Here is a 376-nt window from a genome sequence, read left to right on the forward strand (position 1 = left end):
CGGTGCCGCCGTTATTGTTCGCGGAGCCGGGGGTGCCTTGGGCGCCGTTGCCGCCTTGGGCGCCGTCGCCGCCCTTGCCGCCGGTGCCGGCGGTGCCTGCGGTGCCGCCTTGGCCGCCGGTGCCGACTAGGCCGGCTCCGCCGGCGGCGCCGCCTTTGCCTCCGTCGCCGCCCTTGGTGGCGGCCTGGGTGGTGGTGGCGTTGAAGCCTTGGCCGCCATTGCCGCCTTGGCCGCCGTTACCGCCGTTGCCGCCGGAGCCGTTGGTGCCGCCGTTGCCGGCTCCGCCCTGGCCGCCGCTGCCGCCGGCGGCGCCGTCGCCGCCGGTGCCGCCGTCATTGCCCGCGGAGCCGGGGGTGCCTTGGGCGCCGTTGCCGCC

General features: G+C 79.0%; 1 protein-coding gene. It reads right to left on the reverse strand.

The window, feature by feature from the left end; genetic code table 11:
- A partial coding sequence (locus BST12_RS35205) for a hypothetical protein (RefSeq protein WP_211281435.1) occupies nt 1-376 on the reverse strand: 376 nt, incomplete at both ends.

Origin of the sequence: Mycobacterium angelicum (assembly GCF_002086155.1) — a bacterium.
In the GTDB taxonomy this organism is placed as follows: Bacteria; Actinomycetota; Actinomycetes; order Mycobacteriales; family Mycobacteriaceae; genus Mycobacterium; species Mycobacterium angelicum.